The 25,083-nt window shown below is 33.9% G+C and carries 21 protein-coding genes and 1 other RNA gene; 15 read left to right on the forward strand and 7 right to left on the reverse strand.

The genetic code is table 11. The features are described 5' to 3' along the window. Positions 1 to 1,000: L-serine ammonia-lyase (locus VI621_RS10255; protein WP_324218313.1), on the reverse strand; the 1,000-nt coding region annotated here is incomplete at its 3' end. Positions 1,001 to 1,205: 205 nt separating this feature from the next. On the opposite strand from VI621_RS10255, the gene VI621_RS10260 reads away from it, so the two are divergent. The 3 genes from VI621_RS10260 to VI621_RS10270 all read left to right on the forward strand — a co-directional run bounded on the left by VI621_RS10260 (position 1,206) and on the right by VI621_RS10270 (position 5,231). Then, the gene (locus VI621_RS10260; RefSeq protein WP_324218293.1) at positions 1,206 to 2,375 is read left to right on the forward strand and encodes a TPR end-of-group domain-containing protein; all 1,170 of its coding nucleotides are present in this window, start codon (positions 1,206 to 1,208) and stop codon (positions 2,373 to 2,375) included. Between the two features lie 267 nt (positions 2,376 to 2,642). After that, entirely contained in the window at positions 2,643 to 4,532 is a 1,890-nt protein-coding gene (gene dnaK / locus VI621_RS10265) for a molecular chaperone DnaK (RefSeq protein WP_324218294.1), read from the forward strand. 111 nt (positions 4,533 to 4,643) lie between these two features. Continuing rightward, positions 4,644 to 5,231, forward strand: coding sequence for a hypothetical protein (locus VI621_RS10270; protein ID WP_324218295.1), 588 nt, complete (start codon positions 4,644 to 4,646; stop codon positions 5,229 to 5,231). A 49-nt stretch (positions 5,232 to 5,280) separates the two neighbouring features. Here VI621_RS10270 and VI621_RS10275 read toward each other — a convergent pair whose 3' ends face one another. Then, positions 5,281 to 6,357, reverse strand: coding sequence for a glutaminyl-peptide cyclotransferase (locus VI621_RS10275; RefSeq protein WP_324218296.1), 1,077 nt, complete (start codon positions 6,355 to 6,357; stop codon positions 5,281 to 5,283). A gap of 86 nt (positions 6,358 to 6,443) precedes the next feature. Between VI621_RS10275 and ffs the strand changes: the two genes are divergently transcribed. The 4 genes from ffs to fsa all read left to right on the forward strand — a co-directional run bounded on the left by ffs (position 6,444) and on the right by fsa (position 9,335). Beyond that, positions 6,444 to 6,541: signal recognition particle sRNA small type (gene ffs, locus VI621_RS10280), an RNA gene on the forward strand. Between the two features lie 82 nt (positions 6,542 to 6,623). Then, positions 6,624 to 7,622: an enolase C-terminal domain-like protein gene (locus VI621_RS10285; RefSeq protein ID WP_324218297.1), complete on the forward strand. Its 999-nt coding sequence runs from the start codon at positions 6,624 to 6,626 to the stop codon at positions 7,620 to 7,622. Between the two features lie 211 nt (positions 7,623 to 7,833). Then, positions 7,834 to 8,637: an SDR family oxidoreductase gene (locus tag VI621_RS10290; RefSeq protein WP_324218298.1), complete on the forward strand. Its 804-nt coding sequence runs from the start codon at positions 7,834 to 7,836 to the stop codon at positions 8,635 to 8,637. Positions 8,638 to 8,678: 41 nt separating this feature from the next. Continuing rightward, entirely contained in the window at positions 8,679 to 9,335 is a 657-nt protein-coding gene (fsa, locus tag VI621_RS10295; protein ID WP_324218299.1) for a fructose-6-phosphate aldolase, read from the forward strand. 70 nt (positions 9,336 to 9,405) lie between these two features. Here fsa and VI621_RS10300 read toward each other — a convergent pair whose 3' ends face one another. Beyond that, positions 9,406 to 10,815 carry a TlpA family protein disulfide reductase gene (locus tag VI621_RS10300; protein WP_324218300.1) on the reverse strand — a complete coding sequence of 470 codons (1,410 nt, stop codon included), beginning with the start codon at positions 10,813 to 10,815 and terminating at the stop codon, positions 9,406 to 9,408. A gap of 153 nt (positions 10,816 to 10,968) precedes the next feature. Here VI621_RS10300 and VI621_RS10305 point away from each other — a divergent pair, with 153 nt between their 5' ends. Next, positions 10,969 to 12,585, forward strand: a complete 1,617-nt coding sequence (locus tag VI621_RS10305) for an ABC-F family ATP-binding cassette domain-containing protein (protein WP_324218301.1) — start codon at positions 10,969 to 10,971, stop codon at positions 12,583 to 12,585. A 436-nt stretch (positions 12,586 to 13,021) separates the two neighbouring features. Here the strand turns inward: VI621_RS10305 and VI621_RS10310 are convergent, their stop codons facing one another. Continuing rightward, positions 13,022 to 13,900, reverse strand: a complete 879-nt coding sequence (locus VI621_RS10310) for a hypothetical protein (RefSeq protein WP_324218302.1) — start codon at positions 13,898 to 13,900, stop codon at positions 13,022 to 13,024. Between the two features lie 299 nt (positions 13,901 to 14,199). Between VI621_RS10310 and pyrR the strand changes: the two genes are divergently transcribed. The 7 genes from pyrR to VI621_RS10345 all read left to right on the forward strand — a co-directional run bounded on the left by pyrR (position 14,200) and on the right by VI621_RS10345 (position 18,761). Continuing rightward, a complete protein-coding gene (pyrR, locus tag VI621_RS10315) occupies positions 14,200 to 14,745 on the forward strand; it encodes a bifunctional pyr operon transcriptional regulator/uracil phosphoribosyltransferase PyrR (protein WP_324218303.1) in 546 nt (181 codons plus the stop codon). 2 nt (positions 14,746 to 14,747) lie between these two features. Continuing rightward, positions 14,748 to 15,674: an aspartate carbamoyltransferase catalytic subunit gene (locus VI621_RS10320; protein WP_324218304.1), complete on the forward strand. Its 927-nt coding sequence runs from the start codon at positions 14,748 to 14,750 to the stop codon at positions 15,672 to 15,674. Positions 15,675 to 15,683: 9 nt separating this feature from the next. Next, positions 15,684 to 16,016: a ribonuclease Z gene (locus VI621_RS10325; RefSeq protein ID WP_324218305.1), complete on the forward strand. Its 333-nt coding sequence runs from the start codon at positions 15,684 to 15,686 to the stop codon at positions 16,014 to 16,016. A gap of 10 nt (positions 16,017 to 16,026) precedes the next feature. Continuing rightward, the gene (locus VI621_RS10330) at positions 16,027 to 16,257 is read left to right on the forward strand and encodes a hypothetical protein (RefSeq protein WP_324218306.1); all 231 of its coding nucleotides are present in this window, start codon (positions 16,027 to 16,029) and stop codon (positions 16,255 to 16,257) included. A gap of 92 nt (positions 16,258 to 16,349) precedes the next feature. Then, on the forward strand, positions 16,350 to 17,255 hold the full coding sequence (locus VI621_RS10335) for a ribonuclease Z (RefSeq protein WP_324218307.1): 906 nt from the start codon (positions 16,350 to 16,352) through the stop codon (positions 17,253 to 17,255). An 83-nt stretch (positions 17,256 to 17,338) separates the two neighbouring features. Further along, positions 17,339 to 17,983, forward strand: coding sequence for a pyridoxamine 5'-phosphate oxidase (gene pdxH, locus VI621_RS10340; RefSeq protein ID WP_324218308.1), 645 nt, complete (start codon positions 17,339 to 17,341; stop codon positions 17,981 to 17,983). 280 nt (positions 17,984 to 18,263) lie between these two features. Next, a complete protein-coding gene (locus tag VI621_RS10345; protein ID WP_324218309.1) occupies positions 18,264 to 18,761 on the forward strand; it encodes a CAP domain-containing protein in 498 nt (165 codons plus the stop codon). Positions 18,762 to 19,017: 256 nt separating this feature from the next. Here the strand turns inward: VI621_RS10345 and VI621_RS10350 are convergent, their stop codons facing one another. The 3 genes from VI621_RS10350 to VI621_RS10360 form a co-directional block, all read right to left on the reverse strand. Further along, positions 19,018 to 20,955 (reverse strand): OmpA family protein, encoded by a 1,938-nt coding sequence (locus tag VI621_RS10350; protein ID WP_324218310.1) that lies wholly within the window; start codon positions 20,953 to 20,955, stop codon positions 19,018 to 19,020. Between the two features lie 12 nt (positions 20,956 to 20,967). After that, a complete protein-coding gene (locus VI621_RS10355; RefSeq protein WP_324218311.1) occupies positions 20,968 to 21,879 on the reverse strand; it encodes a type IX secretion system membrane protein PorP/SprF in 912 nt (303 codons plus the stop codon). Between the two features lie 60 nt (positions 21,880 to 21,939). Further along, a partial coding sequence (locus VI621_RS10360) for a gliding motility-associated C-terminal domain-containing protein (protein ID WP_324218312.1) occupies positions 21,940 to 25,083 on the reverse strand: 3,144 nt, incomplete at its 5' end.

A 25,083-nucleotide genomic window follows, 5' to 3' on the forward strand; every position in this document is an offset into this window, starting at 1 on the left:
GGAATTGTTTGATTTCTTTTTCTCCTGCTTCATGGTTTTCAATCACTAAATAATACATCAAAACAGCAGGAATAACGCCGGCACTTCCGTTAGTTGGAGCAGTAACCACACGACCTAAAGCGGCATTGACTTCATTTACCGCAAGGGCAAAACAACTGACCCATTGCAGGATTTGTCGAAATTTCACTTCTGTCAATCGGATTTGTTCTAACCAAGTTTGCGGACTGTCATAATTAGATAATCCAATAAGGTTTTGATGCATATCAAACGCTCGGCGACGTACATTTAACCCGCCGGGAAGAATTCCTTCGGAATGACAACCGATATACATACATTCTAACATTGTGTTCCAGATACGCATTAATTCGTGGTGAATCACTTCTTCGGAACGCATGGATTTTTCGTTTTCGTAAACAATTTCCGAAACCTTTTTATTCTCTTTTATACAATAGTCTAAAAGCTGGGCCGCTTTATCGATTGGAAAAGGAAAAGCACATTTTATTTCGATTTTCTTCTTGGCATTGATGCGTTCTTCTTTTACGACAAATCCGCCACCAATAGAGTAGAAGGTGGCCGAATATTCCTTGTCATCAGAAGTATAAGCTGTAAAGGTCAAACCATTGGCATGAAAAGGGAGGAAGTTTTTATTAAAAATGATGTCTTGCAAAAAGTAGAAAGGAATATTGATTTCGTTTCCTAAATTGATTTCGTTTTTATCTTCAATAGATTTGATGATTCCTGCGATATTATCAATAGGAATATATTCCGGATCTTGTCCGCTCAAACCCAGCATTATTGCCAAATCCGTGGCATGGCCTTTACCAGTTAAGGAAAGGGAACCGTATAAATCTACTTTTACTCTGTTAACAGTATGCATTAAATTTTCTTTACGCAATTCGTCAAGAAAACGTTCAGCGGCACGCCAAGGCCCGAGGGTGTGTGAACTCGATGGTCCGACACCAATTTTTAGCATATCAAAAACAGAGATACATTCTTCCATAGTCATAGTAGGTTTTCTAACTTACAAATATATAAGGAATGAAGGATAAAACGAATTTTGTTGATTTAAAATTATGAATTTTAGCTATTTTTGATAATTATCTATTAATAGACTTATGAAAAATATTTTTCCTTACTTATTTTCCGTCTTATTTATGTCGACTCTGTGTTTTTCGCAATCTCAAAAAGAATTGTATAACCAAAGCATGGAAGCTTATAAGAGCAAAAATTACAGCCAGTTTTTAACGATTACCCAAAAGTTAGACAGCATTCGTCCTTCGCATCCTACGTTTATCTATAATTTAGCTGCAGCATACGCTTTGAATAATCGAAAAAAAGAAGCTGTCTCAGTTTTGGAAAAAGTGGTTTTGATGAACAATAAAATGGTTTTTGAAGAGGATGCTGACTTTTTAAGTTTACAGAATTCAGAGGATTATAAAAATATTTTAGAATTAAAACTCAATTTAGAAAAGCCTATAATCGGTTCAAATAAAATACTTTCTTTAAGTGAAAAAGATTTACACCCTGAAAGCCTTTTGTATTTATCGAAATCAAAAATATGGTTGGCATCCAGTATCCGAAAGCGTAAAATTATTTCTTTTGATGTTAAGACAGGGAAATGTAAAGATTGGCTAACAGATAATGGTTTGCTTTCTGTTTTTGCGATGAAGGCAGACGCAAAAGAGAAATATTTATGGGTCACTACATCCTCAATGCCAGAAATGGAAGGTTTCTCTAAAGATTTAGAAGGAAAAGCGGAAGTATTGAAAATAGATATAAAAGCGAAAAAAATCGTAACCCGTTTTCCGTTAACTGGCAACCATGTTTTGGGTGATTTGGTTATTTCTAAAAATGGAGATGTTTATGTATCGGATAGTGGGGAAGCAGTTATTTATAAAATCACTAATGATAAAATGAATCTTTGGCTGGATTTAAAAAAAGAAGCGTTTAATTTACAGGGATTGACTTTTAATGAAAATCAATGCAAACTTTTTATTGCCGATTATTTAAAAGGGATTTTGGTTATTCCAATGAAAAATCCCAAAGATAGAAAATGGCTGACATTCCCCAAAGGGGCCACTGTAAAAGGAATAGATGGATTAGTTTATTATAAAAATACGCTGATTGCTGTTCATAATGGCGTGAAGCCAATCCGTTTGATTCAATATAATTTAGATGAAAAGCAGGATCAAATTAAAAGTTATACAATACTGGACAATAACAGACCTGAATTTGACGAGCCTGCTTTAGCAACTGTTGTGAATGATAAGCTGTATTTCTTTTCAAATTCGCCTTGGAAAGCATACATTAAGGATTTTTATTTAGAAGGTAATCAGTTTGTAAATCCAATGCTTTTCCAATATGAATTGAAATAAAAATATAATTAAATGCCCTAGCCCTGATAGAGGCGACATCCTTTTCTTGACTTTTTCAGGCAAGAAAAGGATGCCGCGGATAGCAGGAAATAGCTCCGGATTATTTTCTTCGCCTTAACAATGACAAGCTCAAAATGTCATGTTGTCATATTATTTTATGTCAAAATGTTTTAAAACTGACAATTTCCCTATATTTTTCTAATGGCACAAAGATTGACTTATGGACTTTGAGTTTATAAATGAAAGTTAAATTTAAATATAATAAAAATGGGTAAAATAATTGGAATTGATTTAGGTACGACCAACTCTTGTGTCTCTGTAATGGAAGGTAACGAAGCAGTGGTAATCCCTAATGCAGAAGGAAAAAGAACAACACCATCTGTAATTGCTTTTATAGAAGGCGGTGAAATCAAAGTTGGAGATCCTGCTAAAAGACAAGCAGTAACCAATCCAACAAAAACTGTTGCTTCTATCAAACGTTTTATGGGTCACTCTTTCGGTGAAATTACAGCTGAAGCAAAAAGAGTTTCTTACAAAGTAGTAAAAGGAGACAACAATACACCACGTGTTGATATTGATGGTCGTTTATATACTCCACAAGAATTGTCAGCTATGACACTTCAAAAAATGAAAAAAACAGCGGAAGACTATTTAGGTCAAACTGTTACAGAAGCAGTTATTACTGTTCCGGCTTACTTTAACGATGCACAACGTCAGGCTACAAAAGAAGCAGGAGAAATTGCAGGTCTTAAAGTAATGCGTATTATCAACGAACCTACAGCTGCAGCTTTGGCTTACGGACTTGATAAAAAAGGAAAAGATCAAAAAATTGCGGTTTACGATTTAGGTGGTGGTACTTTTGATATTTCTGTTCTTGAATTAGGAGACGGAGTTTTCGAAGTATTGTCTACAAATGGAGATACTCACTTAGGTGGAGATGATTTTGACCACGAAATTATTGACTGGTTAGCTGACGAATTTAAAACTGAAGAAGGTATTGACTTGCGTCTTGATCCAATGTCATTGCAACGTTTGAAAGAAGCTGCTGAGAAAGCAAAAATTGAATTGTCTTCTGCTGCTGAAACTGAAATCAACTTGCCTTACGTAACTGCTACAGCTTCAGGACCAAAACACTTGGTTAAGAAATTAACTAGAGCTAAATTTGAGCAAATGACTGACGCATTAGTAAAACGTTCTATGGCACCAGTGGCTAAAGCGTTGAAAGATGCAGGTTTATCTGTTTCTGATATCGACGAAGTGATTCTTGTAGGAGGTTCAACTCGTATGCCAAAAATTGCTGAAGAAGTAGAAAAATTCTTTGGTAAAAAAGCGTCTAAAGGAGTTAATCCTGATGAGGTTGTTGCTATTGGAGCAGCTATTCAAGGTGGAGTTTTATCTGGAGATGTAAAAGATGTATTGTTACTTGACGTTACACCTTTATCTTTAGGTATCGAAACTATGGGTGGTGTTATGACTACTTTAATTGAATCAAACACAACTATTCCAACTAAAAAATCTCAAGTATTTTCTACAGCGGCAGATTCTCAACCAACGGTTGAACTTCACGTTTTGCAAGGTGCTAGAGCAATGGCTGCTGATAACAAAACTATCGGTCGTTTCAACTTAGATGGTATTCCACCAGCACCAAGAGGGGTTCCACAAATTGAAGTAACTTTTGATATTGATGCCAATGGTATCATCAAAGTTTCTGCAACTGATAAAGGAACTGGAAAATCTCATGATATTCGTATCGAAGCTTCTTCTGGATTGACTTCTGAAGAAATCGAAAGAATGAAAAAAGATGCTGAAGCTAACGCTGAGTCTGATAAAATCGCTAGAGAAAGAGTTGAAAAATTGAACGAAGCAGATGGAATGATCTTCCAAACTGAAAGCCAATTGAAAGAATTAGGTAGTAAATTATCTGATGACAACAAAACAGCAATCGAATATGCTTTAACTGAATTGAGAATGGCACACCAATCTCAAGATATTCCTGCAATTCAAACTGCTTTAGATAATATCAATGCAGCTTGGAAAGTAGCTACAGAAGCTATGTATGCACAAGGAGAACAAGGACAAGCGCAACAAGAAGCAAAACCACAAGGTGAAGCTCAAGGTGACAATGTTCAGGATGTAGATTACGAAGAAGTGAAATAATTCTCTTTTTATATATTATTAAAAAACCGAGCTAGTAATAGCTCGGTTTTTTTATGTTTTGAACTCAACATATTTTTGTACATTGGACAACCCAAAAACCTATTAATAGTTATGAAAAATGTAATCCTCTTATTTACTTTGCTTTTAACCTTTGGAAATACTTATAGCCAAAAAAAGAAAACCCCACAAAATACAGCAACATCGGTTATTGCAAAAGCAGATAATCTCACCGCCGAACTGATTAAAAATAACTTCTATCTTTTTGTAAACCACAAAGGCGCTAAGAAAGATACGATTTTTTCAAAAAAGACAGATGCAAAAACAATTCCCACAGAATGTAAAATCACCCCATTTACAGCAAAAGGAGTTCCTTTATATTATATAAGTTGGGTGGAGAAAAACATCACTAAAACCGACTTAAAAATGGAAGAAGCAACTCGAATAAATTCGGAAATTTGGGATGTAACCACAAAGACAAAATTGCTTTCGAATGTTCAGGGTACAACAAAAATTGTAGAAAAAGTGTTTCTCGATAAATTGAAAAATGCATCCGAAACCCAAGAAAGAATGCGTAGAGAAGGGTATGAGTTTATTTTAACAAAAGAGGGAGATGTGATAATGAAAAATAAAACTTTAGAAAGTAAACTGACTTATGATATAACAAATAAAAAATATGTAGATGCTAAGAAAAAGAAGTAAAAAAAACCGAGCTGTTAGGCTCGGTTTTTTTATAACATTAAATAAGAACTTACTCAGAAACCTTAATCTCGAACATTTTATCCCAGTTTTTTCCGGTTACAAAAATCGTTTTAGTTTTTGGGTTGTAAGCAATTCCGTTTAAAACATCTATATCTTTGTGCTGAGTTACTTTAGATTTTAAATCGACTAAATTGATTATCGCTTCTACGGCACCATTTTTCGGGTTTATAATCGCAATGGCATCCATTTGGTACACATTTGCGTATATTTTCCCGTCAATCCATTCTAATTCGTTAACGGCTTTGATTTTTGAACTGGCTGTATAAACATTAATGTAATCCACTTCTTTAAAAGTTTCAGGATTAACAGACCAGATTTTCTCTGTTCCGTCTGACATTAATAGGTTTTTACCATCATTCGTTAATCCCCAGCCTTCAATTTTTTTAAAGTAAGGCACTGTTTTTTCTTTCTTGAAAGTATCAACATTATAAACGTATGCCTCGTTATTTTTCCAAGTCAATTGAAAAATTTTATTGTTCAAAACCGTAACACCTTCGCCAAAAACATCTTCAGGTAATTCAACAATTTTATGAACTTTACCGGTTTTATAATCGGTTTTGCGAAGACTTGATATGCCACGAATCCCTGTTCCGTTGCCTGAGCCGTTTCCAGTTCCCTCAATTAAAGTATCTCGGTAAAATTCCAAACCCTGCGTATACGCTTTAACATCATGCGGATAAGTATTTACAATCTTGTAAGAAAGTAATTTTGGCTGAATGCTGGAAACCAATTCAACTCTTCCTGTAGTTTCCTGATTTTCGCCTTCAAAATAAACCAACGCTTTTAGGTTCTGATAACCCAGTTTTTGGTCTTTTAAGTCAAAAGTTATTTTTTTCAAACCTTTTTTAGAACCTATATTTTTATCGTTTACATAATAAACAACACTGTCGATTTTTTTATTCTCTGCGTTCAATAATTCCAAAGAAAGCACATCCTCATTATGATATTCGGCTTTAAACTTCGAATTATCGAAGCTAAAATAATTTTCTGTAGTTTTTTTTGAGCCATTACAACCGATAATGACCGTGCCTAATAAAATGATAGATAGTAAGTTATAATTTTTCATAATTAATTTTAAAGATGATGCAATATACAATACAAATGAATATGTTTTTCTACTTGCGAAAATACAAAAAGTTTGTATATTTGCAACGGCAAGTCCTACACGACTAGCTCCTGCAGACTCCCCCAGGATGGGAACATAGCAAGGGTACGTGGTTGAGCGGTGCGATGTAGGTCGCTTGCCTTTTTTTCTTTTTAATCTGAACTAGTTTCAGATTTTTTTTTACCTTTATTTCAGATTTTTCCTCATTTCTCAATTTCAATATTTATATGGTTTTATCTTGGCAAATAGTTCGTTTTGCCCTAAAGGAAACTTTTGCAATTGCCTATGGAAATTATTCTCATAGAGAAGCATTGTTGGTTACCTTAACTAAAAACGGAATTTCAGGGTATGGAGAATGCACCGCCATCGATTACTACCAAATTAATTTGGCCGATTATTCCCAAAAACTCCATTCCATAAAAGCCTTTGTTGAGAAACAGCAAATAATTCATCCCACAGATTTCTATAATTTTCTTCTAACATTAGAATTGCCTAGTTTTTTAAGATCAGCTCTGGATTGTGCCTATTGGGATTTGTTCGGAAAACTCGAAAATAAAAGTTTCCTGTCTTTAAATGCAATCGAAATAAATGAATTACCCGAATCTTCCATAACCATAAGCGTTGCGCCAATAGCAACCCAGTTAGAAAAAATTGCGAAATCCCCTTGGACCAAGTTCAAAGTAAAATGCAATCATTTCGATGAAAATGACATTCAATTATTGCTAAAAACAGGAAAAGAAGTGGCTTTAGATGCCAACGGAAGTTTCACCAAAGAACAATGCCAATGGCTTGAAAATTTTGAAACATCAAAAACATTCACCTATATAGAACAACCGATGAAACCGGGCGCAGAAAACTATTCGTCTTTACATCAAAACAAATATCCAAACTGGATGGCCGACGAGGATTGTCAGGAAAACATCAATTTACTTTCACTGCAACCGCATTACCGAAGCATCAATATTAAATTAGTGAAATGCGGCGGATTAACGCCCGCTTTGCAATTGATCAAAAATGCAAAATCATTGGGTTTTAAAACCATGATTGGCTGCATGACCGAGTCCACGGTTGGGATTTCTGCAGGAGCGGTTCTGACACCTTTGGTGGATTTCGTAGATTTAGATGGCGCCAATTTGATCGCAAACGACATCGCCATTGGAAGCGCTGTTCTAAATGGCAAAATCTTGTTGTCCGAGAATCCAGGATTAGGAATTAAAGTTTTATAGTTTTTGAAGCCTAAATTATAGGCATTTTTATCCATGTAATTCCCGCTGTCATTCCAATCTTTTTATCTCGTAAAAACGAGACAAAAAGGATTTTCCCTTCCATCAGGGCTAAAGACTTAATTTTTTTAATCCTAATTTCTTCCTTACTTTCGCAATGATTTTTCGATTCATCGAATAATCGAAGGAATCTAAAAATCTAACATTCGAAATAATGAGTAAAGTAGTTCTAATCACAGGCGGTTCATCAGGAATAGGGAAGTCCATCGGCGAATTTTTACACCATAAAGGTTTTGTCGTTTACGGAACCAGCCGAAATCCGGAACGTATTCTGAATTCTGTTTTCCCATTAATCGCTTTAGATGTTAGAAATGCCGAAACCATTCAGTCTGCCGTGGCCAAAGTGATTGCCCTTTCCGGAAGATTAGACGTAGTGATAAACAACGCCGGAGTCGGAATTACAGGACCTTTGGAAGAAATTCCAACATCCGAAATCAAAAATAATTTCGAGACCAATTTCTTCGGTCCCATCGAAGTGATGAAAGCCGTTTTACCACAAATGCGCTCACAACAATCGGGTCTGATCATCAATATTACCTCCATCGCAGGTTATATGGGATTGCCTTACAGAAGTGTCTATTCGGCGTCAAAAGGCGCGTTGGAACTCATCACCGAGGCCTTGCGAATGGAAGTGAAGGCTTTTGGAATTCACATTACCAATGTTGCTCCCGGAGATTTTGCCACCAATATAGCTTCAGGGCGTTTTCATGCGCCATTGTTAAAAGGATCGGCTTATGAAATTCCATACGGAAACACCTTAAAAATGATGGATGAACACGTAGACAGCGGAAGTAATCCAAACGAAATGGCAGAAGCAATTTATAAAATTATCCAAACTAAAAATCCTAAAGGACATTATAAAATAGGCGCATTTATGCAGAAATTTTCGATTGTTTTAAAACGAATTCTGCCTGATAAAGTCTATGAAAAAATGTTAATGAACCATTATAAATTGTAATTTTGCTCCACATTTAGAAACTTAATTTTAAAAATATATTTATGAAATTTTTTATTGATACCGCAAATTTAAACGAAATTAAAGCTGCACAAGCGCTTGGTGTTTTGGACGGAGTTACTACAAACCCATCATTGATGGCAAAAGAAGGAATTACCGGAAAAAACAATATCCTGAAACATTACGTTGATATTTGTAACATTGTCGATGGTGACGTGAGTGCTGAAGTAAATGCAGTCGACTATGACGGAATGATTCGTGAAGGAGAAGAATTAGTTGATTTACACGAGCAAATTGTTGTGAAATTACCCATGACCAAAGAAGGTGTAATGGCCTGTAAATATTTTTCAGATAAAGGCGTTAAAACAAACGTGACTCTAGTATTTTCTGCTGGACAAGCATTATTGGCTGCAAAAGCAGGAGCAACTTATGTTTCCCCATTCATCGGAAGATTGGATGATATTTCAACTGATGGTTTAGAATTGATTGATGATATTCGTCAAATTTATGATAACTATGGTTTTGAAACTGAAATACTTGCTGCTTCCGTGCGTCACTCCATGCATATTGTGAATTGTGCCAAAATTGGTGCTGACGTAATGACGGGACCACTTTCAGTTATCCTTGGATTGTTGAAACACCCTTTAACAGACATTGGTTTAGCACAGTTTACCGCTGATTTCGAAAAAGGGAATAAGTAGTCAATTTAGATATAAAAAAAAGCGGTTTCAAATTAGAAACCGCTTTTTTTTTGTTAATTTTTTATCGATATTATTTTAAATTGTCTTCAAAAGTAACTTCAAATAAGTTGACAAAAGCATTTTTTATTGTTGCGTCATTATTAAGAACAATGGTTCGGTGTACTTTTGTGATGGCCCATTTGTTTCTTAAATCTTGAAAATTCTCACATCTGAATTCATCTATTCCGTCAAAATTATATTTTGATAAGAGGTTGGTCCATTTAGACTGATTTTCATCCAAATTTATTGCAATAAATTGATATTCCGGATATTTTAATTTAAAAGCCATTACTTTTTTATGTGCCGCCACTAAGTGAGAGCTGGCATTTTCTGTCCAAAAGAACAGAACCGTTTTGTTTTTTATCAATGAATTTGATTGGACAATTTTACCATTGGTGTCAATCAGATTTACATTGGGTAACGTATTTCCGGCTTTCAATAATTGAATGGCATTTCCGATTTTCAAGATTTCGTTTTTCTTGCTCTTGTCCGTAGAATATTTATGATAAGTGTCAAGAAACTTCTTATTATTGACCATATTTTGGTCCTCAAGCAAATATGTAAAAGCAATATTGTTAAGAATCGTATTCTTTACTTTTTCATTTTTAATGAGTGTATCAGTAATATTAAGCTTATTGATATTTGTTTTTAAAGACAAATCAACTTCTGAATAATGATTGTGATAATTTATGGAACCAACATTGTTCAGCATGTGAGAGAGGTACATCACAAATGGTGAATACCCAGATAATGCCACATTATTAAAATTTATTTTCTTTCTAAAAGCATAAAAATCTTTCGGAAGTTTAGCTCTTATATCTTCACCAGTTCTTAATTGATGAAAAATAGGGTATAATTCTTTTTTTGAAAAATAATGAAAATCTAAAGCGGTTTTGGCATAAACATCAAATTCATCGCTCCATTTAAGTTCTTCTTTTTTAGAATTGTAAAATTTTTGGTTTGATTTGTAAGCTGAATCTATATGCGCATTGAATTTTGATACTCCGTAGTCAAAAACATCAAACATTTTCTCTTTATCGGATTCGTTTTTTAAATACAATTCCATCAGAAAATTATTTTTTTCATCTCCTTTGCCGCAAAAAACGATGGATTCGTCAAAGTCTTTCGAATTGATGCGCACCATTAGACTATCATTTTTATCAAAAAAAACATATTGGTATTCGGGTTCGTGTTTGAAAGAATATAAGCCCGGGGCAAGAGAATCGAATTTCTTAAAAAAAGTATTGTCCTCCTTCAGTGGAATAGTATCAATGACCTCTGTGCCCTTATAGAACAGGATGTAAGGACTGGTAGGATTTATTACTTCACCGCCAAAACTAGCCGCATAACTGTCTTCTATAAATACGCTGTTACAAGAAGTTAACAACATAATTATGGAGGAAGAAAGTAATAAAAAAGGCAATGATTTGGGGATACTCATTTATTAAAAGATATGCACAAAAATATCCAGACCATTTTGATTATAATGTTAATACATAGTTAAATAAAAATCATTGTTAATTGTGATGCTGTTATAAGTTAAGATTGTTCAATTTTTTGTACTTTTGCAAAAATTTTATAATAAATACAATACATGTTAACAGTTAATAATTTATCAGTTCAGTTTGGCAAAAGAATCTTGTTCGATGAAGTAAATACAACCTTTACACACGGTAATATTTACGGCGTAATCGGAGCCAACGGTGCTGGAAAATCTACTTTTCTTAAAATAATTGCTGGCGAAATGGATCCTACTGCAGGACATATTCATTTAGAACCAGGAAAACGTATGTCGGTTTTAAATCAAAACCACAATATGTTTGATGAGAGTACGGTTCTTGAGACAGTAATGATGGGAAATAAAACCTTGTATGCTGTAAAAAAAGAAATGGATGCTCTTTATTTGGATTATACCGATGAAAATGCAGACAGAATAGGGGAGTTACAAGTGCAATTTGAAGAAATGAATGGCTGGAATGCAGATTCTGATGCCGCTTCATTATTGTCGAGTTTAGGCATTACCGAAGACAATCATTATACTTTAATGGGTGATTTGGAAGGAAAAATGAAAGTTCGTGTGCTTTTGGCGCAGGCACTTTTCGGAAATCCTGATTTGCTTATTATGGATGAGCCTACGAATGACCTGGATTTTGAAACCATTGCCTGGTTAGAAAATTTCCTGGCAAATTATGAGAATACCGTAATTGTAGTATCTCACGATCGTCACTTTTTGGATGCCGTTTGTACGCATATATCGGATATTGATTTCAGTAAAATAAATCACTATTCAGGAAATTATACTTTTTGGTATGAATCCAGCCAGCTAGCAGCAAAACAGCGTGCACAGCAAAACAAAAAAGCCGAAGAAAAGAAACAGGAATTAGAAGAATTTATCCGTCGTTTTAGTGCGAATGTGGCCAAATCTAAACAAGCTACTTCCCGTAAAAAAATGATTTCTAAATTGAATATTTCCGAAATAAAACCATCAAGCCGTCGTTACCCTGCGATTATTTTTGATCAGGAACGTGAAGCAGGTGACCAGATTTTAAATGTTCAAAATTTAAGCGCTTCTGTAGATGGCGATGTTTTATTTACTGAAGTAGATTTGAATATGGCCAAAGGAGACAAAATTATTTTGTTCTCTAAAGATTCGCGTGCTACTACCGCTTTTTATGATATTTTGAATGGTCTTCAAAAGGCCGATTCTGGTACATTCGATTGGGGAGTAACAACCAATCAGGCCTATTTACCGGTTGATAATCACTCGTTTTTCGAAAATGATTATTCGCTTGTAGACTGGTTGCGCCAATGGGTTAAAACCGAAGAAGAGCGCGATGAAGTAAATATTCGTGGTTTCCTTGGAAAAATGATTTTCTCAGGCGAAGAAGCATTAAAAACAAGCCGAGTTTTATCAGGAGGAGAAAAAGTACGTTGTATGTTATCCCGAATGATGATGCAACGTGCCAATGTTTTGATGATTGATGAACCAACGAATCACTTGGACTTGGAGTCAATTACCGCATTTAATAACTCTTTGAAAAACTTCAAAGGTTCTGTGATTTTTACAACACATGATCATGAGTTTTCTCAAACTGTTGGTAATCGTGTGATTGAATTGACACCAAAAGGAGCCATCGACCGTTATATGACCTTTGATGATTATCTTGATGATGAAAAAGTTCAGGAATTAAGAACTAAGATGTATTCTTAAACTTATTATTATATATAGAAAATCCCGCTATCATTGATAGCGGGATTTTTTTTTGCAGATTTTTTTTATGATTTCTTTCCGAAAATTTTACTGATTATAAAAATGATAATGGCTATTATTGCAACTACAATAAAAATTCCAAAACCCATTCCGGCTTTAAATATACCTTCAATTATTGAGCAACTAGAGAATGATATCAATACTATTAAAAGCATTAAAATTCTTGTTAGTTTGTTTTGCATGATTTCTTTGTTTTAGATTATTATTTATCAATGTTTTGAAACCATATTTTTGATGGCTTTGGTAATATAAAGATATTAAATTTGATTAAATAACTTCTTACATAATTTTCACAATATGTTACATAATTTTTAATTTTAAAAACAATAAAAAAGACTGCCAATTTCGACAGCCTTTACTTTTATTTTTTATTAGTTCAATTACATTCTAAGCCAGCAACAGAAGGAGCTACTTCATCTCCATTACTATTTTTAACAGACCAATTTCCAGTAATTATACCACCTGAATTAGATGAATTCCAGGTAACATGAATAGTAACAGGTTCGCAAGCAGTAGCACTGCCTTCTACTTTAATTATACGATTGGAACTACCGCCCGGAGTAGATTGTGATGCTGTCAAATTACCTCCTAATACAGTAATAATTGCATCTTGCCCGGTAAAATTAGTTAAGCCTCCTTGAATTTTAATATAACCCAAATCTTCTTCAGAAGTAAAAGTGTAAACTGCTTCACGTGTTTCATCACAAGAAATTGGCTCTCCGATAAATGAAGTTTCACAACCGCCACATAAGCCAATAAGACTGTAACTTACATTAAAATTTGCCTGAGGACCATTTCCGGTAACTTGCAAAGTAAAACTTTCTAAGTCACAGGCTTGCCAGCCTTCATCAAGCGGATAAGAATATGTTTCCCATACATTGGGTGCGACATTTCCGCCTGTCCAAGAAGAAACTCCATTGATAACGAGGTCACTCCAACCTTTGGTGCTTTTTACTTGTAAAATAAAATGGGTTTCAGTATTGAAATATTTAATATCGACAGTCTTTGAAAAATTATTATTATTTGGTCCGCCCCAAGATACGATAGTCTGGTCAATATTTTCAAAATATGGCCCATCTTCAACAATACAATCTGATTCACAATTTCCATTAATTATTAATGAAAAATCTGAGTTTGGAGCGAGTTCTTTATTTTCTGTTAATTCTTCTTTTTGACACGAAGATATCAGAAAAGAAAAGATAAATAAGAAACTAAACGTAATCAAAAAACGGTTTGTAAAAGTAATTTTTCTCATAATTAAATATTTAGTTATTGGTTATAATTATGTTAAAAATAAATATATTTAATTGTAATTGATTGGTTTTGCGATGGTTATTCGTTGAATTGTAATATTTATACGACTAAATACTTTTTTTAATTAATCAGTTTCTATTATTATTGTGTTTTGGTTTATATATTTGAATAATATCAATTAAAATTAAAAAAAAGGATTAATTATTATTTCAGTTTTTGTGCTTTATAAATAAACGAAGTTCCAAATCTACAGATTAACAAAAATATTGTACTTTTACACACCAAACACAACACTTCATTATGAGTCAAAAAGTATTGCTCACTTCCAAAGAAGTCAATATCATTCTGCACCGTTTGGCCTGTCAGTTAATTGAAAAACATCTTGATTTTTCGAATACCATCCTAATTGGAATCCAACCTCGCGGTACTTTTTTAGCCGAACGTTTAAAGGATTTGCTGGAGAAAGAATATAAAGTTCCTAATATTGCTTTAGGTTATCTGGATATTACTTTCTTTAGAGATGATTTCCGCAGAACGGACAAACCTTTGGAAGCCAACAAAACCCAAATTAACTTTTTGGTAGAGAATAAAAAAGTCATTTTCATCGATGATGTTTTATACACAGGACGAAGTATTCGAGCAGCTTTAACAGCTATACAATCTTTTGGAAGACCATCTGGAATCGAACTTTTAACTTTGATTGATCGTCGTTTTAGTCGCGATTTACCTATTCAGCCCGATTATCGTGGTCGTCAGGTAGATGCAATAAACAATGAGAAAGTAAAGGTAAGCTGGAAGGAACAAGATGGAGAAGACGGTGTTTTTTTAATCAATAACAATCAATAAAAATGAGCGAACTAAGTGTAAATCATTTATTAGGTATAAAATATATCAACAAGAAAGATATTGACCTTATTTTTGAAACTGCCGATCATTTTAAAGAAGTCATTAATCGCCCGATAAAAAAAGTGCCTTCGCTAAGAGATATCACGATTGCTAATATTTTTTTTGAAAACAGTACCAGAACCAAACTCTCTTTTGAATTAGCACAAAAACGCTTATCAGCAGATGTGATTAGTTTTTCTGCAGCACAATCGTCTGTTAAAAAAGGAGAAACGCTGATAGATACCGTAAACAATATTCTTTCAATGAAAGTAGATATGGTGGTCATGCGTCACAGTAATCCTGGTGCGGCTCATTTTTTGTCACAAAACGTGAAAGCTAGTATCGTAAATGCTGGTGACGGCGCACACGAACATCCTACGCAAGCATTATTAGATAGTTATTCTATCAGAGAAAAATTAGGTGATGTAGCTGGGAAAAAAGTGGTAATTGTTGGTGATGTTCTGCATTCCAGAGTTGCCTTATCAAATATATATGCTTTGCAAATGCAAGGTGCCGAAGTGAAAGTTTGCGGACCAAAAACACTAATTCCAAGACATATTGAATCACTTGGAGTAACGGTTGAGTCAAATTTACGTAAAGCTTTAGAATGGTGTGATGTAGCAAATATGTTGCGTGTTCAAAATGAACGAATGGATGTCAATTTTTTCCCATCAACAAGAGAATATGCACAACAATATGGAGTGGATAAAGCCTTGTTGGATTCACTAAACAAAGAAATTGTTATCATGCACCCTGGACCAATCAATCGAGGAGTAGAAATTACTTCTGATGTTGCCGACTCACAGCAATCGGTAATTTTAAACCAGGTGGAAAATGGCGTTGCAATTAGAATGGCAGTGATTTATTTATTAGCATCAAAAATTCAATAAAAAGATAGAATGAAAGTAGACATAAAGGGACATACTGTAATTATAAAAGACACTGAAGGAAATATTGCTGCGTTTTTGGAAAAAGTAAGCAATCAGTACGCTAGTTTTAAAGATCATAATTTAATTTTAGATATTTCACACGACAAAACCGCAAATGTTAAATCAATAAAAACTTTTTCTGATTTGTCAAAAAAACATAAAAAAGGAAAAAAATCATTTGTAATCGTTGCTGAAAATATCGATTTTAATGATGTTCCAAGTTCCATGTTAGTGGTGCCAACACTCTTGGAAGCCCACGACATGATTGAAATGGAAGAAATTGAACGTGATTTAGGGTTTTAATAATTTTATTATGGATTTCTATAAAAATAAAAAAGCATTACAAATTATTAGATATCTTGTTATAATAGGTTCATTTATCCTTTTGTTGATGAATTGTTATACTTCTATTTTAAATGAGAAAATAAATTATTTTGGAATTATTTCAAATATTTGTATGATTGTGGCCATGATAGTTTTTATTAAAATTGAAAAAAAAATAGTTTTAAAGCATAAGAAGAAAGTAAATCCCTCTGATGAATAATAGCCTAACTTTTTGAAAGTTGATTAATAATTTACAAATGCTGAATACAGAAGTTTTATCCAAACCGAATACCGGACACTGAATACTAAAAAATGAATTTAACCATTCTCGGCTGTTATGCAGCAACGCCACGAACTTTCACCAATCCGACTTCACAGGTTTTAGAAATCAGAAACAGATTGTTTCTGATAGATTGTGGAGAGGGAACACAAGTGCAGTTGCGCAAAAACAAAATCAGATTTTCAAAAATCAATCATATTTTTATTTCGCATTTACATGGTGATCATTTTTATGGTTTAGTGGGTTTGGTTTCTACTTTTATGCTGCTCAATCGAACTACCGATTTGCATATTTATGGTCCAAAAGGAATTAAAGAAGTTATTACATTGCAATTGCGATTGTCTAATTCCTGGACTAATTATGGTTTATTTTTTCACGAATTGGAATCTGATAAAAGCGAAATTGTTTTTGAAGATGAAAAAGTGGTTGTAAAAACCATTCCGTTGAAACACCGAATATATACAAATGGTTATTTATTTCAAGAGAAAATCGGAGATAGGAAACTGAATTTGGATGCCGTTCAAAATTATGAAATAGATAAATGTTATTATCAGAAAATTAAAAACGGGAAAGATATTGCCTTAGAAGATGGAAGGGTTATTGAAAACGATAAATTGACATTTGATCCTATTCCGACTAAAAGTTATGCGTTTTGTTCCGATACGGTTTATGACGAAAGCATTATTCCGCTTATAAAAGAGGTGGATGTTTTATATCATGAATCCACTTTCTTGCAATCGGAAGAAGTTTTAGCAGGAAAAACGATGCATTGTACAGCAAAAGAAGCCGCTACAATTGCTTTGAAAGCAAATGTAAAACAATTGGTTTTGGGACATTATTCGACTAGGTATGAAAGCATTCAACTTTTTAAAGAAGAAGCGGAAACCATTTTTTCAGAAGTACTTCTGGCTGATGATGGTAAAACTTTTGAATTTTAAATATAGCCGATTATTTATTAGAATGTAAAATTGATTATTATATTTTTGATGGTTCGAAATCTATCAATCGAAAAAACCAAAAAATGGAAGATTTAAGCAATTACAGAAAATCATATGAGAAAAGCGAACTCCTGGAAACAAATATTCCGGAAGATCCCATTAATCTTTTTAACAAATGGTTTCATGAAGTCGAGGATTTTGGCGGAGTAGATGAAGTGAATGCAATGACAGTTTCGACCATTGGTTTAGATGGTTTTCCTAAGGCACGTGTCGTACTTTTGAAACAATTCACTTATGAAGGATTTATATTTTATACGAATTACAATTCTGAAAAGGGTAGGGCTATAGCTAATAATCCGAATATATGTCTTTCTTTTTTTTGGCATTCGCTCGAGCGTCAGGTAATAATAAAAGGAATCGCAGAAAAAACGCCTGATAATATTTCAGATGGTTATTTTGAATCCAGACCAGATGGAAGTAAATTAGGCGCTATTGTTTCTAATCAAAGCGAAATAATCCCATCAAGAACAGTTTTAGAAGAGAATCTTAAACAATTAGAAAAAGATTTTGAAGGAAAAGAAATTCCGAGACCAAAATTTTGGGGAGGTTTTTTAGTTAAACCTATAGAAATTGAATTTTGGCAAGGCCGACCAAATAGATTGCATGACAGAATCAGATATCATTTACAAGATGATTTTTCATGGAAAATTGACAGGTTGTCTCCGTAGTTTCTCATTATTTAATAAATAGTTGAATATAAGATACTTGAATTTTTATTTTTAAAAATGACCGCTTTTCGAAGCGGTCATTTTTTTTGACATAATAATTGTAACTATCTAAAAATTAGACGTTTGTAGGAATTTTATATTTTATAATACAAAAAAGATGTAGTTCGTCGATTTTATTTGGTAGTTCATCGTTAACTTGCTAATATTGACATAAGAAATTTAACAAAATTCAATTTACAATAATAAAGAGAATCTGTTTAACGACTTTAAAATAATCATTATGAAAGCAAAAATCCTCAGTCTATTATTACCAATATTGTTTGTGTTTACAATTGTTTCTTGTTCACCTAATTCTTCTGATGAGGAGAAGGTTTATGAAAACCAGGTAATGAATTACGATTATAATGCAAACGAGATAGAGTTAACAAAATTGATTAATGAGTATAGGGTTAGTATTGGGCTTAATGAGTTGACAATAATTAATCATATTTCTTATAAATCTGAAGAGCACAATGAGTATATGATTGCAAATAATGTTGTGGATCATGCCTATTTTCAAGAACGTTCGGATAATATTATCCATATTCTTGGAGCAATAAAAGTAAGTGAAAATGTAGCTTACAATTATAATACTCCACAAGCAGTATTAAGTGCTTGGTTAAATAGTGCCGGACATAAAGAAACTATCGAAGGTGATTTTACACATTTTGGTATTTCGGTTACAGTAAGCCCTGAAACGGGAAAGAAATATTATACTAATATTTTTATTAAGAAATAAATTGAATTTTTTATTTTGTTTTGTTTAGAAGAAGAGACTGTCCGCAAAGTAATTTTCGGACAGTTTTTTTGTTTATAATCTTGAATACTAGTATTTTTAAGCACTAAAAATAATGATTATGAGAAACTACTACCTAGAGTAGTTTCTTTTTTATATGAATCTTTTTGATAAAAAAAACCTGTCCAATTATTGAACAGGTTTTGTAAAAGATTATAAAAATTCGAGTTTTATATTTGAATTATTAAATTTAATTATTTTATAAAGCCATAATAATAAATTGACTGCGTCTGTTATCTTGATGTTCTGCTTCACTACATTCTACATTATCAGAGCATTTGTTAACTAATTCATTTTCGCCGTATCCTTTGCCAGTCAAACGACTTGCGTCTACACCATTTTTAACTAACCATTCCATGGTAGAATTTGCTCTTCGGCCAGATAAAGCCTCGTTGTATTCGAATGTTCCGCGGCTATCGGTATGGGAGCGTACATCAATTTTCATTTTTGGATAATTTTTCATGACATCCAATATTTTTTCCAATTCATATGCAGCATCTTGTCGGATATCAGATTTGTCAAAATCAAAGTAAATCATTTTAATTCCAAATGCTTTTGCAAGATCATCACCAACAGTTACTGCTTTTACTTTTTTCTCTAGTTGAATCGGTAAATCTGTTTTTCCGGTTGTATTTGGAATGCTGATTTTTTGTTCTTTAGTAACGTATCCTTCTTTTTCACCTCTAACATAATATGAAGTTTCACATTCGACTTCAAACTCATAAAGTCCTTTCTCATCGGATTGTACTTCTTTGATTAGAGTAAATTTATTATCGAATAAAGTCACTTTTGTATTCGCTAATATTTCGCTAGTTTCCAGGTCTGTTACAATTCCAGATAGGGCTTGTTCACAGGCTAATTTTCGAGTTTCCAAAAATTTAGATATATCATCAGAACCTTTTCCGCCTTCTCTGTTAGAAGTTAAAAAACCTTTTCTGGTTTTTGTGTCAATCAAATAACCGAAATCATCTTTAGGAGAATTTGCAGGTTCACCGATATTTTGTGCTTCTTTAAAAGAGCCGTCTTTTGCAATTTTTGACATAAAAATATCTAATCCTCCAAGTCCGGGATGCCCATCAGAAGCAAAGTATAATTCGTTTTCATCACTTACAAAGGGGAATGTTTCTTTTCCTTCAGTGTTTATTGTTGGTCCTAAATTCTCTGGAACCCCAAAAGTTCCATCTTCATTTATTTTTACCTTAAATATATCTGATTGGCCAATAGTTCCAGGTCCATCCGAAGAAAAATATAATATTTTTTCATCTGGACTTAATGCGGGATGGGCTACACTATAATTATCATTATTAAACGGTAACTCAACAGCATTTTCCCATTCGTTATCCACTAGAGTGGCTTTGTAGATTTTTAAGAGGGTGACTTTATCGGAATCTTTTCCTCTTTTCCCATTATTAAAATTATTTCTTGTGAAATAAATTGTTTTTCCATCTTTTGTAAAAACTGGAGTTGCTTCATGAAATTTGGTGTTTATTTTTTTCGCAAACTTTTTTGGAGCTCCAAGGGAAGTATCTGCACTTATTTCGGAAGAATACAAATTGGTAAAATACTGATTGGTCCATTTGTCTTTTTTCTTCGAGAAATTCCCAGTGTCTCTGGCGGATGTAAATATTAATTTATTTCCGGAAAAAGAACTTCCATAATCCGAATATTCAGAGTTTATTCCGGAATCTTCTATGTTATATCTACCTGAATTGGCTTTAATTTCTGCCAGATAATTTCTATTACTGTTAAAAAGTTTACCTCTGGAATCATTACCCGATCTTTTATTGAATTCAACCAACATTTCATCCGCTTTTGCGTATTGCCCGATAGATTTTAAAGATTGTGAATATCTGTAATAATATTCTGGATCTACATCTTGAGTCATGGCAAATAATTCGCCATACCATTTGGCTGCTTTTTCTAAATCGGCATTAAAATAATAAGCATTGCCTAATTTTTGGAACATATCAACTGATTTGTATCCTTTTGCCGCAACACGCTCATAGGTTTCTATGGCATCGATGTAGGCATAACGATCATATTTTTTATCAGCTCTTTCTACTGCGGCTTTTTGTGCATAACCATTAGAAGCTAAAACACCCAAAAGCATTATATAAACTACTATTTTACTTTTCATAATATATGTGTTTTAGAAGAATCTAGGGGATACAATTTTGTTATAATTATTGAAGAGTTCATAACGCAAGAATATCTCATGTGATCCTGAATTATAGTTATTTAATTCCGTTGTTTCAAAATCATATCCATATCCAACGAATAATCCATCTGAAATTTGGAAACCAACCATGCCACTAATGGCTGCACTCCATCTATAAGCCGCTCCAATGACAAATTTCTCATGAATTAAAAAGTTTCCTGATACATCGACCTGAAGTGGTGCGCCTTCGACTATTTTAGTTAATAAGGCGGGTTTGAATTTTACATTTTCACTCAAATCAAAAACATGTCCTGCAATTACGTAGTAATTGATTTTCTCTTTGAATATGGCAACATCATTATCATCATACCGTTTTGATTCGATGAAATTTGGTACAGAAAATCCAATATAGCTTTTATCAGAATGAAAATAAATACCAGCACCAATATTTGGTGAAAAGTCATTGTTTAAATTTTGAAATTGAGGATCGTTCTGATCCATTGGATTCAATTTGGATGTTTCCAAATTAAATAGGTTTGCTGTTCCTTTTACACCAAATGACAGTTTAAAGGTTTCGGAAGTTTTAATCGTATAGGATAAATCTACAGAAATAGTGTTTTCATTAGTTGGACCAATTCGGTCATTAAGAAATGAAACACCTAATCCGAGATTAGTGTTATTAATTGGTGTATTCACCGATACTGCATTTGTAACGGGTGCGCCATCTAATCCGACCCATTGCGTACGATGTAAACCAAATATACTCAAAGCTCCTCTCGATCCTGCATAAGCGGGATTGATATTGATTGTGTTATACATGTATTGTGTAAATTGTGCATCTTGTTGAGCATAACTTACAATTCCTGTAAACATCAAAACGAAAAATAGTATTCTTGTTTTCATTTAGTTTTTGGTTTTAAACCTGAGAGTTGCCAGCTCTCAGGAGTTAGATTTGAGTTAGTTTTATCTTGAAAGATATAAATATTTTGATTCTTTAACAACAGTACCTTCTATCGTTGAATATTGTAATATATAAAAGTAAGTACCAGTCGGCAATTCTTTTGATTGATTAACGGTTGATCGTCCTTCGGAGATTCCTCTGAATGCTTTTGTATTATTATCATATCCATCTGCTTCATAGACTAGAATTCCCCAACGATTATATATTTCAACTCTATTGGTAGGATAACATGCAATGTCGTCTATATTTTCTATGGTGAAAACTTCATTGAGTCCATCATTATTTGGGGAGAAAGCATTATGAACAATTATATTTCCACAGGCCAAAACTATACAGTCGGTATTTATACTCATGTTTACTTGTATTTTTCTCGGACAAAGCTGATCATTCATTTGATACTCTAAGGTATAACTTCCAACGGGAATCCCAAATGGAGAGAAAATGCCATCATTAGTATCATTTAATCCACCCGAATTGCTGAGATCTGTCCAAATTCCTCCTGCAACATAATCAACATCACCTGCGATTAAGCTATTTAGATCTATAGGTGATGAGTCGCCATTACAAGCTTCAGCTGGAATTTCAATCAAATAACGTTGTATTATTACATTCACAGTTTGTGTAACAATTGTTTGATTATCACAACTGTCAGCTGCCGTCCAGGTTCTTACAATTACATAACCTGAACCATCTGGATTATAAACCGGAAGAGTCTCTTCAAACATCGGAATAACAGGATTAGAACAACTATCTGTGAATTCTAGGGGTAAAACAATAGGGATTTCATCACAATTAACTGTTATTTCTGATGGAATTGGATTAGTTAAAATTGGTGCGATATTATCTTGAATGGAAATAGTTTGTATTTGGTCTAGTGCCGGATTTTGGCAATTATCAATCAACGACCAAGTTCTGGTTATTATATAGGAACCTTCACATTCTCCAGGAGCAATTGTATCTACATAAGTAGCTTGAAGTCCGGTAGAACAATTATCTGCTTCGTCAGTTACGTCGCCTGTTACTGTAACAGAAACATCATAAGGACAATTAGAATCAGAGTATATTGTTATGTTTGCAGGTATTGTAAATGTTGGTGCAATGTTATCCAAAACAGTGATGGTTTGTACTAGGTCAGGAGCTGCATTTCCGCAATAGTCTACAAGTGACCAAGTTCTGGTTATTACATAGGAACCCTGACATTGCCCGGGAACAGTTACATCAACAAAAGTAGCTTGTATTCCGGTGGAACAGTTGTCCAATTCGTCAGTTACATCACCAGTTACATTAATAGAAGCATCATAAACACAATTAGCATCTGCATAAACAGTAATATTTGCCGGTATTGTAAATTTAGGCACTAAATTATCCAAAATGGTAATGGTTTGTACTTGATCAGGAGCTGCATTTCCGCAGTTATCTATAAGAGACCAAGTTCTTGTTCTAATAAAGGAACCTTGGCATTCACCGGGAACTGTTACATCAATAAAGGTAGCTTGTATTCCAGTGGAGCAATTATCAGCTTCATCAATAACATCACCCGTTACAACAATGGAAGCATCAAAAACACATGCTTCATCTGTAAACACAGTCATATTTGCAGGTATTGTAAATGTAGGTGCGATGTTATCCAAAACAGTAATTGTTTGTACTTGATTTGCTGCAGCATTATCGCAATTATCAACAAGCGACCAAGTTCTAGTTATAACATAAGAACCTTGACATTCACCTGGCACAATTGTATCAACATGAGTTGCCTGAATTGCTGTGGAACAATTATCTGCTTCATCAGTTACATCACCTGTTACAACAATGGAAGCATCATAAGCACAAGCTGAATCTGTAAAAACAGTCATATTTGCAGGTATTGTAAATGTAGGTGCAATGTTATCCAAAACAGTAATGGTTTGTACTTGATCAGGAGCTTCATTTCCACAATAGTCAACAAGTGACCAGGTTCTTGTTATGATGTAGGATCCTAGACATTCACCAGGGACAATTGCATCAACATAAGTAGCCTGTATTCCGGTGGAACAATTATCCGCTTCGTCAATAACATCTCCAGTTATTGTAACAGAGGTATTGTAAGCACATGCTGCATCTGTGAAAACAGTCATGTTTGCCGGTATTGTAAATGTTGGCGCCAAGTTATCCAAAACGGTAATAGTTTGTACCTGATTAAGAGCTTCATTTCCGCAACTGTCAATAAGAGACCAATTTCTGGTTATAATATAGGAACCCTGACATGCACCAGGCAGAATTGTATCGGCATAAGCAGCCTGAATTCCAGTGGAACAAATATCGGCTTCACCGATGACATCACCTGTTATAGCGACAGATGCATCATAATTACAAGTTGCATTTGTAAAAATTGTCACGTTGGCCGGTATTGTAAATATTGGGGAAGTTGTATCTTGAATTGTGAATACACCGGTTGAAGATGAATTATTTCCACACGAGTCTGTTGCTGTAAAAATTACGGATACGAAACCAGAAAGGCCACAAGTGTTCGTTATTCCATTAAAATTATTTGACCATGATACCGCGCTACAATCATCAGAAGCAGTAGCACCTCCATTCGAAGCTAACCAAGATTGAAGCGCTGCTGTATTGCCCAGTCCATCGCATTCTACAGTAATATTATTTGCTGGTGTGATTATATTTGGATCAATTGTATCATTAACATTGAATGTTGCAGATGTTGTAGAAAAATTTCCACAAGAATCAGTTGCAGTAAATATAACCGTTACAGCAGCGGAGCAATCATTTGTGATGCTTGAATAATTGTTTGACCATATTATAGCTCCACATAAATCAGTAGCAACTGCACCACCATTATTTGCCAACCAATTTGCAATGGCAGACTGATTACCCTGTCCGTCACATTGAACGGTTATGTTACTTGCTTGAGTATTAATTGCTGGTGCAGTAATATCTACAGTTCGGATTAAGTTTTGTGTCACAATAATCGAGTTACCACAGGCGTCCGTTACGCTATAAGTTCTCACAGTGGTTTCGGTACAGCCTATTAAATTCGGTGTCCCGTCACTCACAAAAGCAACTGTAGGTGTACCGCAATTATCGGCTTCATTGGTCACCACTGCAATATTAGGAGCAGGGAAAGTTCCATTGCAACCACTAAGCGTAAT

The sequence above is a fragment of the Flavobacterium sp. genome (assembly GCF_035292545.1).
Lineage (GTDB): Bacteria > Bacteroidota > Bacteroidia > Flavobacteriales > Flavobacteriaceae > Flavobacterium.

Excerpts from the sequence above, each read along its gene's own strand:
- VI621_RS10260 (WP_324218293.1), top strand. The coding sequence starts at position 1,206 with ATGGAAGCTTATAAGAGCAAAAATTACAGCCAGTTTTTAACGATTACC.
- dnaK (WP_324218294.1), top strand. The coding sequence starts at position 2,643 with ATGGGTAAAATAATTGGAATTGATTTAGGTACGACCAACTCTTGTGTC.
- VI621_RS10270 (WP_324218295.1), top strand. The coding sequence starts at position 4,644 with ATGAAAAATGTAATCCTCTTATTTACTTTGCTTTTAACCTTTGGAAAT.
- VI621_RS10275 (WP_324218296.1), bottom strand. The coding sequence starts at position 6,357 with ATGAAAAATTATAACTTACTATCTATCATTTTATTAGGCACGGTCATT.
- VI621_RS10285 (WP_324218297.1), top strand. The coding sequence starts at position 6,624 with ATGGTTTTATCTTGGCAAATAGTTCGTTTTGCCCTAAAGGAAACTTTT.
- VI621_RS10290 (WP_324218298.1), top strand. The coding sequence starts at position 7,834 with ATGAGTAAAGTAGTTCTAATCACAGGCGGTTCATCAGGAATAGGGAAG.
- fsa (WP_324218299.1), top strand. The coding sequence starts at position 8,679 with ATGAAATTTTTTATTGATACCGCAAATTTAAACGAAATTAAAGCTGCA.
- VI621_RS10300 (WP_324218300.1), bottom strand. The coding sequence starts at position 10,815 with ATGAGTATCCCCAAATCATTGCCTTTTTTATTACTTTCTTCCTCCATA.
- VI621_RS10305 (WP_324218301.1), top strand. The coding sequence starts at position 10,969 with ATGTTAACAGTTAATAATTTATCAGTTCAGTTTGGCAAAAGAATCTTG.
- VI621_RS10310 (WP_324218302.1), bottom strand. The coding sequence starts at position 13,900 with ATGAGAAAAATTACTTTTACAAACCGTTTTTTGATTACGTTTAGTTTC.
- pyrR (WP_324218303.1), top strand. The coding sequence starts at position 14,200 with ATGAGTCAAAAAGTATTGCTCACTTCCAAAGAAGTCAATATCATTCTG.
- VI621_RS10320 (WP_324218304.1), top strand. The coding sequence starts at position 14,748 with ATGAGCGAACTAAGTGTAAATCATTTATTAGGTATAAAATATATCAAC.
- VI621_RS10325 (WP_324218305.1), top strand. The coding sequence starts at position 15,684 with ATGAAAGTAGACATAAAGGGACATACTGTAATTATAAAAGACACTGAA.
- VI621_RS10330 (WP_324218306.1), top strand. The coding sequence starts at position 16,027 with ATGGATTTCTATAAAAATAAAAAAGCATTACAAATTATTAGATATCTT.
- VI621_RS10335 (WP_324218307.1), top strand. The coding sequence starts at position 16,350 with ATGAATTTAACCATTCTCGGCTGTTATGCAGCAACGCCACGAACTTTC.
- pdxH (WP_324218308.1), top strand. The coding sequence starts at position 17,339 with ATGGAAGATTTAAGCAATTACAGAAAATCATATGAGAAAAGCGAACTC.
- VI621_RS10345 (WP_324218309.1), top strand. The coding sequence starts at position 18,264 with ATGAAAGCAAAAATCCTCAGTCTATTATTACCAATATTGTTTGTGTTT.
- VI621_RS10350 (WP_324218310.1), bottom strand. The coding sequence starts at position 20,955 with ATGAAAAGTAAAATAGTAGTTTATATAATGCTTTTGGGTGTTTTAGCT.
- VI621_RS10355 (WP_324218311.1), bottom strand. The coding sequence starts at position 21,879 with ATGAAAACAAGAATACTATTTTTCGTTTTGATGTTTACAGGAATTGTA.